At 47.5% G+C, this 13,630-nt stretch carries 16 protein-coding genes; 13 read left to right on the top strand and 3 right to left on the bottom strand.

What is annotated here, in order from left to right:
* The first annotated feature begins 75 nt into the window (after positions 1 to 75).
* Genes yajC through ACP7FG_RS08030 form a run of 11 tightly spaced genes read left to right on the top strand, consistent with a single transcriptional unit; the run spans position 76 to position 8,653 of the window.
* Positions 76 to 411 carry a preprotein translocase subunit YajC gene (gene yajC / locus ACP7FG_RS08080; protein WP_054489456.1) on the top strand — a complete coding sequence of 112 codons (336 nt, stop codon included), beginning with the start codon at positions 76 to 78 and terminating at the stop codon, positions 409 to 411.
* A 28-nt stretch (positions 412 to 439) separates the two neighbouring features.
* Positions 440 to 2,284 (top strand): protein translocase subunit SecD, encoded by a 1,845-nt coding sequence (secD, locus tag ACP7FG_RS08075; RefSeq protein ID WP_439226068.1) that lies wholly within the window; start codon positions 440 to 442, stop codon positions 2,282 to 2,284.
* 8 nt (positions 2,285 to 2,292) lie between these two features.
* A complete protein-coding gene (secF, locus tag ACP7FG_RS08070) occupies positions 2,293 to 3,240 on the top strand; it encodes a protein translocase subunit SecF (RefSeq protein WP_271331724.1) in 948 nt (315 codons plus the stop codon).
* 40 nt (positions 3,241 to 3,280) lie between these two features.
* Positions 3,281 to 4,057: a peroxide stress protein YaaA gene (yaaA, locus tag ACP7FG_RS08065; protein WP_222235760.1), complete on the top strand. Its 777-nt coding sequence runs from the start codon at positions 3,281 to 3,283 to the stop codon at positions 4,055 to 4,057.
* An 11-nt stretch (positions 4,058 to 4,068) separates the two neighbouring features.
* Positions 4,069 to 4,947, top strand: a complete 879-nt coding sequence (locus ACP7FG_RS08060; protein ID WP_439226067.1) for a DUF3014 domain-containing protein — start codon at positions 4,069 to 4,071, stop codon at positions 4,945 to 4,947.
* A 4-nt stretch (positions 4,948 to 4,951) separates the two neighbouring features.
* Positions 4,952 to 5,554 carry a 1-acyl-sn-glycerol-3-phosphate acyltransferase gene (locus ACP7FG_RS08055; RefSeq protein ID WP_439226066.1) on the top strand — a complete coding sequence of 201 codons (603 nt, stop codon included), beginning with the start codon at positions 4,952 to 4,954 and terminating at the stop codon, positions 5,552 to 5,554.
* Entirely contained in the window at positions 5,548 to 6,198 is a 651-nt protein-coding gene (locus tag ACP7FG_RS08050; RefSeq protein ID WP_439226065.1) for a GNAT family N-acetyltransferase, read from the top strand. The genes ACP7FG_RS08055 and ACP7FG_RS08050 overlap by 7 nt, the downstream gene beginning before the upstream one ends.
* A 55-nt stretch (positions 6,199 to 6,253) precedes the next feature.
* Complete coding sequence (ribH, locus tag ACP7FG_RS08045) at positions 6,254 to 6,718, top strand: 6,7-dimethyl-8-ribityllumazine synthase (RefSeq protein ID WP_054489444.1); 465 nt, start codon at positions 6,254 to 6,256, stop codon at positions 6,716 to 6,718.
* A 10-nt stretch (positions 6,719 to 6,728) separates the two neighbouring features.
* Positions 6,729 to 7,148: a transcription antitermination factor NusB gene (gene nusB / locus ACP7FG_RS08040; protein ID WP_222235758.1), complete on the top strand. Its 420-nt coding sequence runs from the start codon at positions 6,729 to 6,731 to the stop codon at positions 7,146 to 7,148.
* Between the two features lie 3 nt (positions 7,149 to 7,151).
* Positions 7,152 to 8,156, top strand: coding sequence for a thiamine-phosphate kinase (gene thiL / locus ACP7FG_RS08035; RefSeq protein WP_439226064.1), 1,005 nt, complete (start codon positions 7,152 to 7,154; stop codon positions 8,154 to 8,156).
* Between the two features lie 14 nt (positions 8,157 to 8,170).
* Entirely contained in the window at positions 8,171 to 8,653 is a 483-nt protein-coding gene (locus ACP7FG_RS08030; protein WP_439226063.1) for a phosphatidylglycerophosphatase A family protein, read from the top strand.
* 27 nt (positions 8,654 to 8,680) lie between these two features.
* Here ACP7FG_RS08030 and dxs read toward each other — a convergent pair whose 3' ends face one another.
* Genes dxs through ACP7FG_RS08015 form a run of 3 tightly spaced genes read right to left on the bottom strand, consistent with a single transcriptional unit; the run spans position 8,681 to position 11,665 of the window.
* Complete coding sequence (gene dxs / locus ACP7FG_RS08025; RefSeq protein WP_439226062.1) at positions 8,681 to 10,537, bottom strand: 1-deoxy-D-xylulose-5-phosphate synthase; 1,857 nt, start codon at positions 10,535 to 10,537, stop codon at positions 8,681 to 8,683.
* A gap of 4 nt (positions 10,538 to 10,541) precedes the next feature.
* Positions 10,542 to 11,429, bottom strand: coding sequence for a polyprenyl synthetase family protein (locus tag ACP7FG_RS08020; RefSeq protein ID WP_439226061.1), 888 nt, complete (start codon positions 11,427 to 11,429; stop codon positions 10,542 to 10,544).
* A complete protein-coding gene (locus ACP7FG_RS08015; RefSeq protein WP_054489432.1) occupies positions 11,426 to 11,665 on the bottom strand; it encodes an exodeoxyribonuclease VII small subunit in 240 nt (79 codons plus the stop codon). The genes ACP7FG_RS08020 and ACP7FG_RS08015 overlap by 4 nt, the downstream gene beginning before the upstream one ends.
* Positions 11,666 to 11,867: 202 nt before the next feature.
* Between ACP7FG_RS08015 and pomA the strand changes: the two genes are divergently transcribed.
* Both pomA and ACP7FG_RS08005 read left to right on the top strand, forming a co-directional pair.
* Positions 11,868 to 12,635, top strand: a complete 768-nt coding sequence (gene pomA, locus ACP7FG_RS08010; RefSeq protein ID WP_222235753.1) for a flagellar motor protein PomA — start codon at positions 11,868 to 11,870, stop codon at positions 12,633 to 12,635.
* 2 nt (positions 12,636 to 12,637) lie between these two features.
* A complete protein-coding gene (locus tag ACP7FG_RS08005; RefSeq protein ID WP_222235752.1) occupies positions 12,638 to 13,576 on the top strand; it encodes a flagellar motor protein MotB in 939 nt (312 codons plus the stop codon).
* The last annotated feature ends 54 nt before the right edge of the window (positions 13,577 to 13,630 follow it).

Below are 13,630 nucleotides of genomic sequence, written 5' to 3'. Positions count from 1 at the left end.
TGCAATAGCTGTCCCCATATCGTGAGATGGTTGTTCAAAAATTAATAATAAATTTAAATTAACTGAGGGAACTTTATGGACTTTTTTATTAGCTCAGCTTACGCGCAAGACGCAGGTGGCCAAAGTGGCGGTGGCATGGAATTAATTTTCATGCTGGTAATGTTTGCTTTGATTTTCTACTTCATGATTTACCGTCCGCAAGCTAAGCGTGTTAAGCAACATAAAGAATTAATGGGTGCGTTGAGCAAGGGTGATGAAGTACTTACTCAAGGTGGTTTAGTCGGTAAAATTACCAAAGTAAGCGACGATAAAGACTTTCTTGTTATTGCTTTGACTGACGAGCTAGAAGTAACCATCCAGAAAGGGTCTGTGACTTCCGTTCTTCCTAAAGGAACAATGAAGTCTCTCTAATCTCTGACATTAGAAACAGGGGCACGACGTGTTAAATAAATACCCGTTGTGGAAAAACCTGCTGGTTATTTTTATCGTTTTAGTGGCAGCGCTTTATGCGCTGCCAAATATTTACGGTGAAGACCCGGCAGTTCAAGTTTCCGCAAACCGAAATGCGACCATTGATACCAGCACTATGGATCGCGTAAAAAGCAGCCTGGAAAACGTTGGCATACAAGCAAAAAGTATCGCACTAGAAGAAGAGCAGCTACTGGTTCGCTTAAACTCGGACGATGAGCAGCTAAAAGCCCGGGAGACTATCCTGGAAAGTTTAGGTGATAATTACATTGTTGCTTTGAACTTAGCGCCCGCAACACCAGGATGGCTGAAAAGTGTTGGTGCTCAGCCGATGAAGCTTGGGCTTGATTTGCGCGGCGGTGTGCACTTCTTAATGGAAATCGACATGGATGAAGCTGTCCGCAAAATTGTCGATGGTATGAAAGACACAATCCGCACAGAGTTACGTGAAGAGCGTATTCGTTACAGTGCCGTTAGAGTTGACGACACCGTTGTAGAAATAGAGTTGCGTACTGACGAAGCCTATGCCGAGGCCGCAAGCTACTTAGACGGCAGGTATCAGGGCTATAACCTGGTAGAAGACGAAGAAAACCGGCTGCTGCAGTTGCAGATGAGTGATCAGAAGCTTGCGGAAACTCGAGATTACGCGGTGTCGCAAAACATCACCATTATGCGTAACCGAGTGAATGAGCTGGGTGTTGCAGAGCCAGTTATTCAACGTCAGGGCTCTAACCGCATTGTTGTTGAGCTTCCTGGGGTGCAGGACACGGCCCGGGCGAAAGAAATTTTAGGGGCTACAGCAACGCTGGAGTTCCGTATGGTTGATACAGAAAATGACGTGCGTGACGCCGTCAATGGCCGAGTGCCTTTCGGTAGTGAGTTAATGCCAATGCGTGATGGTCCACAACAGCTACTGAAAGAAGACGTTATTCTGACTGGTGACCATATTGTTAACGCAGGCGTTGGTTACGATGAGTATAACCGTCCTCAGGTTAATATTACGCTGGATGGTGCCGGCGGCAATAAAATGTCTATGGCAACGAAAGACCATGTTGGTCAGCCTATGGCAACGGTTTTTATCGAATATAAAGCCACCGATGAGCGCGATGAAGAAGGTAACCTGCAGTTCACCAAAAACGCAGAAGTTATTAACGTAGCCACTATTCAGTCTCGTTTAGGCAGTAGCTTCCGTATTACGGGTGTTGGCGCTAACGAAGCACAGAATCTGGCGCTGCTATTACGCGCAGGTGCGTTGATAGCCCCCATACAGATTGTTGAAGAACGCACCGTAGGACCAAGCCTGGGACAGCAAAACATTGACTCAGGTACACAGGCTATTTTCTGGGGCTTTGTTTTAGTACTGGCCTTTATGGTTGTGTACTACAAAAAGTTTGGTTTAGTCGCAAACTGCGCTTTGGCCGCTAACCTGATTCTTATCATCGGTGTTATGTCGATGATACCCGGCGCAACACTGACCTTGCCAGGTATGGCGGGTATCGTATTGACCGTCGGTATGGCAGTTGACGCCAATGTGCTTATTTTTGAGCGTATACGCGAAGAAATTAAAGCTAAGCGGAGTCCGCAACAGGCCATTCATCATGGTTACGACAGCGCTTTGTCGACCATTGCCGATGCTAACGTCACAACGTTAATTGCGGCGCTTATATTGTTCGCTATTGGTAACGGTCCTATTAAAGGCTTTGCCATCACTCTTGCTATCGGGATTATCACATCCATGTTTACTGCGATAGTCGGAACCCGAGCCATTGTTAACTCAGTTTGGGGCGGCAAAAAGCTGTCTAAACTGCCTATCTAGGGGGAGCCATGCAAGAGATTATAAAGACAAATGAACGACTTCCCTTCATGCGGTTCCGCGGAGTTATGGGCATTATCAGTATTATACTGGTGGTGGCTTCCATAGCTTCTTTATCGGTTAATAAGCTCAACTTTGGGCTTGATTTTACCGGTGGAACACTACTTGAGGTGGGTTTTGAAAAACCAGCTGATTTAAGCCGGGTGAGAAGTGCGTTAGACAATAAGGGCTTCGGTGATGCTGTGGTTCAGAACTACGGCACCCAGGAAGATATCCTTATTCGTCTGGAGCCGCGTGAAGGCGTGAAAGCCGAGCAGCTCGGCACCGATATTCTTGACTCTTTGCGCGGCGAATTTGAGCAAACCGTTGAGATGCGCCGTATAGAGTTTGTGGGCCCCAATGTTGGTGATGAGTTCATCGAACAGGGTGGCCTGGCCATGTTAACCGCTCTTATTTGTATTTTGCTTTACATTGCGATGCGGTTTGAGTGGCGTCTGGCAGTAGGTGCTGTCGCAGCATTGGCGCATGACGTTATTCTGACGCTGGGCTTGTTTTCAATACTGGGGCTTGAGTTTGACCTGACGGTATTGGCGGCATTACTTGCGGTTATCGGTTACTCCATTAACGATACCGTTGTTGTCTGTGACCGAATTCGGGAGACTTTCCGTAAATACGCTAAACTGACTCCTATACAGACGGTCAACCGCGCACTAACGGACACACTGAGCCGGACATTGGTTACCTCGTTAACAACCATATTGGTGTTATTAACCTTGTTCTTCCTTGGTGGGCCGTTAATTCATGGGTTTGCTACGGCTTTATTATTTGGTGTGGTTATTGGTACTTATTCATCCATTTATATCGCCAGTACAGTGGCTCTGGCCTTTGGTGTAAGCCGTGACGACTTAATGCCGACGGAAGTGGAAAAAGAAGGCGCGGATCAGGATCCTTTGCCTTAATATAGGTATAACTGTTTAACTTGAACGGAGTGCATTTGACATGTTGGCTGTAGTTTCACCTGCAAAAAACCTGGATTATGAAAGCAACTTGCCGAGCCTCGATGTAACTCAGCCACGATTGCTGGATAACGCCGAGGAATTGGTAAAGGTGTGCCGGCAGTTGAGCCCTCAGCAATTGGGTTCGTTAATGAAAATTAGCGACAAACTGGCCGGGCTTAATGCCGCGCGGTTTGAGCAATGGCAACGGCCTTTTAATGAAGAAAATGCACGTCCGGCAATGTTCGCGTTTAACGGTGATGTCTATACTGGATTAGATGCTGCCAGTTTGAATTCGGAAGCCATTAATACGGCACAGCAACAGCTGCGAATTCTTTCTGGCCTTTATGGTGTCTTGCGTCCGTTGGACCTTATGCAGCCTTATCGGCTGGAGATGGGAACTAAATTGGACAATCCAAAGGGTAAAAACCTATATGAATACTGGGGCGATACCATTACTGAGCTGCTGAATGACGACTTGGCCAGGCTGGGGAGCTCGACGTTAGTGAACCTGGCGTCAAATGAGTACTTTTCTGCCGTTAAGCCAAAAGCGCTTAATGCGGATATTATCACGCCGGTATTTAAAGACGAGAAAAACGGCCAGTATAAAGTTATCAGCTTTTATGCGAAGAAGGCGCGGGGGCTTATGGCGCGATTCATCGTGAACCAAAAGCCAAAATCTGTGTCTGATCTTAAAGAGTTTGATGCAAGTGGTTATCGCTTTAATGAAGCAATGTCGAGCGATAAGCAATTGGTTTTTTGTCGTGCTGAGCAAAAATAAAGGAGCGCACAATGAGTGACGATCAGGTTGAAACATCACCGGCAACTGAAGAAGCCAGTCGTAAAACGACTTGGGTTGTCGTTAGCTTAATTGTGTTGGCAGTTATTGCCGCTATTGTATGGTGGTGGTTACCCGCTTCTGAGGACAAAAAACCACAAACTGAGACGGTCGAGGTGGATCAGCAGCAGTCTAGTGAAGTCGAAGTTGAAAGCTATGACGAAGAAACTGCAGAGCCGGAACCAGAGCTGGAGTTAGAGCCAATTCCAGCTAAGCCGGAAGCGACTCCTGAACCTAAGGAACCGGAGCCTGAGCCCATAGCTTTGCCAGAACTTGATGAGAGCACACCAACCGTATTGCAGAACCTTGATTCAGCGGAAATCAATATTCGTCCATTAAAAAGCTCGCAGCTTATCCGCGATGCTGTTGTGCTAATGGATAACATCAGTAACGGCAGTATTGTTCGCGAGCGTACTATTGTACAACGTCCAGATGGGCGCTTTAAGGTATTGGAAGTTGATGGCGAGCTTTATATCGATGAAAGCAGTTATCACCGCTACGATGCCTTAGTTGACTGGTTTGTTAGCCTGGAAGCGGATGTCTTAGTTGAAAACTACGAGTTATTTAAGCCCTTAGTGCAGGAAGCTTACGCAGAAATAGGGTATCCGGAATCTGACTTTGACAGTACTTTACTGGAAGCTGTCGAAGTTGCTCTTGATACACCGGTGCCGGATGGACTGGTTCAAGTAGAAGACGATAGCGTAATGTATACCTTTGCGGACGATAGCTATGAGTCATTACCGGCGGCGCAAAAACAGCTATTACGTATGGGCCCGGATAATATTCAGCGTGTAAAAGATAAATTACGCGAAATAAGAAGAGCGTTGCAGTAAATTTATGACTGATAAAAATACCATTCCCGAATTCGTTAAAGGCGAGTTCCCTGTTACCCATAATCGATTCCTGCGCTGGGTTGGTCGACTCGGTCTGCGAGTTCTGGGCGGATGGAAAATTAATGGTGAAATGCCGAGTGTGAAAAAGGCCATTCTTCCTGTGGCACCACATACCTCAAACTGGGATTTTCCAGTCGGGGCATGCGTTATGTTAGCTATGGGTTTAAAACTGAATTACCTTGCCAAGAATAGCTTGTTCCGTTTTCCGCTCAAAGGACTGCTGACAAAACTGGGTGGCATTCCTATAGACAGAAGTAGCGCCAATGGCGTGGTCGGCAACATGGTAAAGCAGTTCAGAGAAAAAGATGAACTGATTCTGGTCATAACTCCGGAAGGAACCCGGAAACGCGTGCATGAATGGAAAAAAGGGTTCTTACACATGGCGCAGCAAGCGAAAGTGCCTGTTGTCCCCATAGCGTTTGACTACGCGCGTAAAGCGATTGATATTGGCCCGGCATTAATGATTGGTGACGAAATTGAGAAAGAACTACAGCGAGTGAAGTCCTATTTCGAGCATGCTCAAGGTAAGCGGGTAGAGGCGTGTTGAAGCTTTTTTTGCGCCTTTGTCTACTGCTGTTAATACTGCCGGTTTTTAACTCGGCGGTAGCGGCAGACTTCTGGCGCAGTGAATGGATGGTGCCTGAATCTGCTGAAGGCAAAAAGCTAATAATTCGCCCATTAGAAGCATCGGATGCTGACCGCTTCTTCCACAGTTACATGACATCGCAAAAGTGGCTGTATAACCGTCTTGGGTGGGCCTGGCCTTCGGAAAAAAGCAGTCTGGAACAAAATGAAACTATGGTGAGCTACCACCTGGAGCAAGCCAAAGAAAGAACAAGCTTTACCTACTTAGTACTCGATAAAGAAGACAAGTCTATAATTGGCGCCGTTTACATGGTACCCGTTGCCGCCAGCAGAGAGGAGAAAAGCGGTATTCCCCGCAATTCTTTTAACGCTGAAATTAGCTGGTGGTTATTAGAGTCAGCGGTGAATGACAATTTGCACAATGACTTTTTTGTTTTGTTAACAAATTGGCTGGAGGCAAGCTGGCCCTGGCGGCAAGTGTTGTTCCCGGTATCGCAAAGCAACGATACAGCCTTACAGCTATTAGAAAGTAGTAACGCGCGTTCGCTCGGGCGTGACTTAGATGCAGAAGAAAAGTATTTCTCCTACGCAATATCACGCAAATAATCCCGCATTGTGCTATCATCGCGCGCAATTAACGAACGGTTAATAAGGAAAACTCATGCAGGTAATTGAAGGCGGAATTAACGCAGCTGGTAAAAAGTTTGCCATTATTGTCTCCCGGTTTAACCATTTTATGGTGGAAAGCCTATTAGACGGTGCTGTGCAGACGCTGAAACACTACGGGGAAGTAGCCGATGAAGACATCACGGTTGTGCGCGTTCCCGGTGCTTATGAAATGCCGGTAACGGCTAAGCGCCTGGCCAGTTCAGGTAAATACGATGCGATTATTGCCGTTGGTGCTGTTATTCGTGGCGGAACACCTCATTTTGAGTTTGTTGCAGGTGAATGTAATAGCGGGTTAGGCCGGGTTGCAACGGAATTTGATTTGCCTGTGGCGTTTGGTGTTATCACCACCGATACGCTGGAACAAGCCATTGAACGCAGTGGTTCTAAAGCCGGCAATAAAGGCTCGGAAGCCGCACTAAGCGCGCTTGAAATGGTTAATGTACTGAAACAACTCTGAGACACATTAAATGAAACCCGCAGCAAGAAGAAAGGCCCGTAAGCTGGCCGTGCAAGCAATTTACTCATGGCAGTTATCGCAAAATAGCTTTAGCGATATTGAGGCTCAATTTTTAACAGAAAACGATACCAGCAAAGTTGATGTCGACTACTTTTTAGAGTTGGTTCGTGGTGTTGGCGGGCATTACCGGACACTGGACGATGCGCTGGAACCGTTTTTAGACAGACCCATTAAAGAACTCGACCCAATTGAAATGGCCGTTCTGAGACTGGCTGCCTACGAGTTGCGCGAGCGAGTGGATGTACCTTATAAAGTCGCGATTAATGAAGCGATAGAGTTGGCTAAATCTTTCGGTGCCGACGAAAGCCATCGTTTTGTAAACGGCGTTCTCGATAAAGCAGTAGATACTTTCCGCCCAACCAGGCAGTAACTTATGCCTCGCGATGAATTTTCGCTAATCAATGAATACTTTACTCATCGCTCCGCAAAACGGGGCGATGTTGCTATGGGGATTGGAGATGACGGCGCTGTTGTCCGTCCGCTGCCCGAGCATGACCTGGTCATTGTTACCGACACTCTGGTAGAAGGCGTGCATTTTGATAAAACCACACCGCCAAGAGCAATTGGTCATAAAAGTGTGGCTGTTAACCTAAGTGACTTAGCTGCAATGGGTGCCCAACCTTGTTGGGTGAGTCTGGCTTTAACCCTGCCAAACGTTGATGAAGACTGGCTACAGGAGTTTAGTGGCGGGTTGGATGAAATTTGCAGTTATTACGACTGTCAGTTGATTGGTGGCGATACAACCAAAGGGCCTCTCACTATTACCGTAACCGCGCATGGTCAGCTGCCTTCAGGAAGCGCAATACCGCGCTCCGGGGCCAAAGCAGGAGACTGGATTTACGTTAGCGGTTCTCTGGGCGATGCAGGCTTAGGCCTAAAGGTAACTCAGGACAAAGTCAGCACGACAGGACGGCACTTACAGCAAGTGATTGAGCGGTTGCACTTTCCTACGCCCAGAGTTGCTTTGGGGCAAAGTTTACGTGGCATAGCCAGCTCCTGTATTGATGTTTCCGATGGCTTACTTGCAGATTTGGGGCATTTAATGACAGAAGCCGGAACTGTCGGTCAACTCGAATTAGATAAACTACCCTTGTCTTTAGCCCTAACCGAAACATTGAAAGTGGATGAAGCATTAGCTTTGGCACTAACAGCCGGCGACGATTACGAGCTTTGCTTTACCTTGCCAGAAGAGCATCGCGGACGTATGGAAACCCTGACAGCCCACCTTAAAACACGGCCAGTTTGTATTGGCAGGGTCGCTAATGGCGGAAAAGGGGGCATTCAATTGCGTTATCAGGGCGAAGAATGGTCTCTGGCCGATGGTTACCAAAGTTTTAATCATTTTGCGGAAAATGATCTTTCCGGGGAAAAGGGCTAGAGGGTTATGTACTAATGTCAAAGACATCGCTTTCATGGTTTAACCCAATACATTGGCTGGCTCTGGGGTTTGGTTCGGGTCTGGCGCCCAAAGCTCCCGGTACTTTTGGTACTCTTGTTGGTATCCCTGTTGTTTTCTTAATGGCTCAGCTTAACTGGTGGGAGTATCTGCTCGCGCTAGTGATTATGACGCTTGCGGGTATCTGGGTCTGCCAGTATACGGCTAAGGCTATGGGAGAGCACGATCACCCTGCTATTGTCTGGGATGAAATAGTTGGCTACGCCATAGCCATGTTCGCGCTGCCGGTGGAGCCTTTCTGGCTGATTGCTGCTTTTGTCCTGTTTCGTATTTTTGATATCTGGAAACCCGGTCCAATAGGCTGGGCTGACAGAAAGCTGCACGGTGGTAACGGCATCATGATGGATGATGTCCTCGCCGGTATTTTCTCTGCTGCGTTACTGCACCTTGGATGGTGGGTATCGGGTTTACTCAGCTAAATAAACCCGACACTCTAACCGTCTGTTCTAACCTTTTTTCAGGAAGTTACTCACCTGGCTTTGGATGCCTTTCGCGTCAAGTCCAATTTCCTCGCGAACCTCGCTTTGAGAGCCATGTTTAATGAACTCATCGGGCAAACCAATATTGAGAACCTGAGGACGGACTTTGTGCTGCGCGACGTATTCACTGACTGCGCTGCCTGCACCGCCCGCTACAACGTTTTCTTCCACCGTAACGAGTACTGAGTGGTCTTTCATTAATTCGTCCACACAGTTGGTGTCCAGCGGTTTTACGAAACGCATGTCAATGACGGTAGCATTAAATGCTGAAGCGGCTTCTTTTACTTCGGGCAACAGTGTGCCAAAGTTTAAGAATGCGACATCCTGTCCTTTTTTAACGGTTACCGCTTTACCAATTTCTATAGCCTTACCCTGACGTAATTCCAACCCAACGCCTGCACCACGGGGGTATCGTACTGCAGCCGGACCTTTATGCTGGTAGCCTGTGGTTAGCATATCCAGACATTCTTGTTCAGTACTGGGCGCCATAACCAACATGTTTGGAATACAGCGCAGATAACTTAAATCGAAAGCGCCCTGGTGGGTCGGCCCGTCGGCACCGACAATGCCGGCACGATCTATGGCGAACAACACGTCTAAGTTCTGCAAAGCCACGTCATGAATTAATTGGTCGTAACCGCGTTGCAAAAAGGTAGAGTAAATGGCAACAACAGGCTTCATTCCGGCAATGGCTAAACCTGCGGCGTAGGTCACGCTGTGTTGCTCAGCAATCGCCACGTCAAAATACTGTTTTGGGAAGCGCTGCGAAAACTCAACCATACCCGAGCCTTCACGCATTGCCGGAGTTACTGCCATTAGCGACGGATCGCCACTTGCGGTATCACACAGCCATTGTCCAAAAATTTCAGAGTAGCTGGGAACGCCTGCCGCTTTTTTCGGCAAGCTGGATTCCGCCGGGTCAAACTTAGGAACGCCATGATAACCAATGGGGTCTTTCTCGGCCGGTTTATAACCTTTTCCTTTTTGCGTCACTATGTGCAGTAATTGCGGACCTTTTAAATCGCGCATGTTGGACAAGGTTTCCACCAGGGTGTCGACATCATGGCCGTCGATAGGACCTATGTAGTTGAAGCCCAGCTCTTCAAAAATAGTACCCGGTGCCATCATGCCTTTCATGTGCTCTTCAGCGCGGCTGGCAAAATGACGAATATGCGGCAGAGGACTGAGTAACTTTTTACTGCCTTCGCGTAATGAAGTATAAAAACGACCGGATAACAGACGGGCGAAGTGATGGTTCAAAGCACCGACGTTTTCAGAAATGGACATATCGTTGTCGTTTAACACCACCAGCATGTCGGGTTTTATGTCACCAGCATGGTTCATTGCCTCGAACGCCATACCTGCGGTCATGGCTCCGTCACCAATAATAGACACCACTTTCTGGCGTAAACTTTGGCGTTGCGCTGCCACGGCCAGGCCTAAAGCAGCAGATATCGACGTGCTTGAGTGACCCACCGATAAGACATCGTATTCGCTTTCTTCCCGCCACGGAAAAGGGTGTAACCCGTCTTTCTGGCGAATGCTGTGCAACTGCTGTTTACGCCCGGTCAGTATTTTATGCGGATAAGCCTGATGGCCAACATCCCACACCAGCTTGTCTTCAGGAGTGTGGTAGATGTAGTGCAGGGCGACTGTTAACTCAACCGTACCTAAACCGGAGGCAAGGTGGCCACTGCTCTGACTGACCGATGTCAGCAAAAACTGACGAATTTCAGCGCACAAGTCAGGTAATTGCGAGCGTGACAGGCGACGCAAGTCGGCGGGTAAATTAATTTTATCGAGTAACGGATATTGTTGAGTCATTCAGTTAGTGGTCCCGCTTTAACAGCAAGTCGGAAAATTGTTCGAGTTTGTCGGTATTGTAAGGGATATCGCTTAATGACTGTAGCGCTTTGTTATGTAAGTTTTGTAAGCGTCGTTGAGCGCCTTCAATACCTAACAAACGCACGTATGTGGATTTTTCAGACGCGGCATCTGAACCCTGAGGTTTACCCAGTGCTTCAGTGTTACCTACAACATCGAGAATATCATCCTGTACTTGAAATGCCAGCCCCAAATAACGCGCAAATTGTTCGAATTTTTCTTGCCACTTTTGGGCTGCGCTGCTACCACATAAAACGCCCATGCTGGCTGCTGCTGTTATTAATGCGCCGGTTTTACTTAAATGCATTTGCTCCAGTGCACTTTCGGTAAGGTTCTTTGCCGTTGCCTGTAAATCAATTGCCTGACCGGCACACATGCCCCGGGCACCGCTGGCTTTAGCCAATACATGAACGAGTTGCAGTTGGCGCTCTGCCGGTATGCCCTGCATGCTGCTTTCGGTCAGTATTTCAAAGGCCAGAGTTTGCAGTGCGTCACCTGCGAGAATAGCTGTCGCTTCATCGTACGCAATATGGCAAGTTGGTTGTCCGCGACGTAAATCGTCATCGTCCATGGCCGGTAAGTCGTCATGAATTAATGAATAAGCGTGAATTAATTCAATAGCAGCTGCTGCACGCAAGGCATCGTCTTGGTTGGCGCCGCAGATATCGGCAACAGTCATTACCAGATAGGGGCGAATACGCTTCCCACCCAGTAAAACACCATGCTGCATTGCTTGGCTCAAACGCTTATTTAACGTCAGGGGCTCGAGCTTCTGCTGTAAAAATGTGTCGACTTGCTTTCTTGTATCTGCTGTTAACGAATTAATCGTCACATCAGTTCTCCATCACTTTCATCATTGCCTGATTGTTGTTGCTCGGCTAACAGGGTTGTGACTTTTTGTTCAGCCTGCTGCAATTGTTGCTGGCTGGAGCGTGACAGCGCAATGGCCTGCTCAAACTTTTTCAGCGACTGCTCTAAGGGTAAATCGCCTTGCTCCAGTTCATTAACCAGTTGCTCTAACTGTTCAAGAGCCTGTTCAAAGGATTGCTGCTTCTGTTCTTCTGCCATAGCTGAGTCTGCCTTAAAATCTGTTTTGAGCCGCATTGCTACAAGAATGAAAGTTAATTATCCGATAAAGAATCCCGAATGTCAGCCGATGATCTCATTATTCCTGTGTAAGATGATCAGATGTCGCTTGTCAGAGCGGCGCTATTGTTTAAGAATGAGCACAGCAGCATAAGCGAAAACGCAAATCGGGGAGGAAAGCTGAGTGGATATAGCAACGCTCATAGGAATTATCGGCGCCATCGGCTTTGTTGTGGTCGCCATGATTCTGGGTGGGGATATAAGTCTTTTTATCGATGCGCGTTCGTTTTTTATCGTATTCGGTGGCTCATTATTTATAACCTTAGCTAATTTCTCGTTAAGCCAGTTTTTAGGGACGGGAAAAGTCGTCGTTAAGGCCTTTTTCTTTAAAATTGAACACCCACAAGAGCTTATCGACACTGCCGTTGAAATGGCTGACTCTGCGCGAAAAGGCGGTTTCCTGGCTTTGGAAGAGGCGGAAATTCCGAATAAGTTTTTTCGTAAAGGCGTCGACATGCTGGTTGATGGGCATGACGCCGAAGTGGTTCGCCAAACCTTGTCAAAAGACATAAAAATGAGTTTTTCTCGTCACGAGGAAGGTGCTCGCGTATTTAAAATACTCAGTGATGTCGCCCCGGCAATGGGTATGATAGGTACCTTGATTGGTTTGGTCGCTATGCTTTCCAATATGGACGACCCTAAAGCCATAGGTCCGGCTATGGCCGTTGCCTTGTTAACCACGCTTTATGGTGCGTTTCTGGCGAACGTTATTGCTATTCCTATTGCCAATAAACTGTTGCTGCGCGCAGAACAGGAAAAACTGAACCAACAATTGATACTGGATGCAATTTTAGGTATTCAGGACGGTCAAAACCCTCGTGTCATTGAAGGTATTTTGCGTAATTACCTGGCTGAATCTAAGCGTATTGGTAATGAGGATGAGGACGAGTAGTCATGGCCTCAGAGAAAGTCAGAGACGAAGAAGAAGAAGACTGCAACTGCCCGCCAGCGGGCTTACCTATGTGGATGGCAACCTTTGCCGATCTCATGACTTTGCTCATGTGCTTCTTCGTGCTCTTGCTGGCTTTCTCCGAAATGGATGTATTAAAGTTTAAGCAAATTGCCGGCTCTATGAAGTACGCCTTAGGTGTACAGAATAAAATTGAAGTTAAAGACATTCCTAAAGGTACCAGTGTCATTGCACAGGAATTCCGGCCCGGCCGTCCGGAGCCGACCCCCATTGAAACCATTCAGCAACAAACCGTTGAAATGACCCAGCAAATGCTGGAATTCCAGGAAGGCGAGTCTGATTTTGCCGGGGGGCAACAAACCGAACGTGGTGGTCAGGAAGCTGACAGCGCAGAAGATCAAAAAGAAGCTGAATCTGAAAACACCGAAGCCATGACTCAGGTGTCTAAAGAGCTTATGCGCCGCATTGAACAACAGCTAGAGAATGAAATTAAAGCCGGAACCATAGAGCTGGAACAGCATGGTCAGCAAATCATTATTCGTATTCGCGAGCAGGGCTCATTCCCTGAAGGTTCTGCGTTCTTGCAGCCGCAGTTCCGGCCTATCATTCAGCAGGTTGCCGAGGCATTAAAAGATATTCCCGGCGAAATTACCATTTCCGGGCACAGTGATAATGAACGTCTGGTTTCAGAAATCTACTCGTCGCGTTGGGATCTCTCCAGCAAACGCGCGGTGGCCGTTGCTGAAGAAATGCTGAAAGTTGAAGACTTTAGTGAGGACCGCTTGGTTGTCATGGGCTTCTCCGACACTAAACCATTAGTACCAAACAATTCTGAAGAAAATCGTAAGCGCAATCGCCGGGTTGAAATTTCGGTTATGCAGGGTAAGGCGGCAGAATCTGACCCGGTTGATGTTATTGACTGAGTGCTGGTTTCTGTCGGGCAGGACACGTATAATTGCCCACTTTCCTAAAGACTT

The sequence above is a fragment of the Idiomarina sp. ST10R2A5 genome (genome assembly GCF_051842325.1).
Classification (GTDB): Bacteria; Pseudomonadota; Gammaproteobacteria; order Enterobacterales; family Alteromonadaceae; genus Idiomarina; species Idiomarina abyssalis.
Note: the sequence above shows the minus strand (reverse complement) of the source record. Positions and strands in the feature narration are given on the sequence as shown.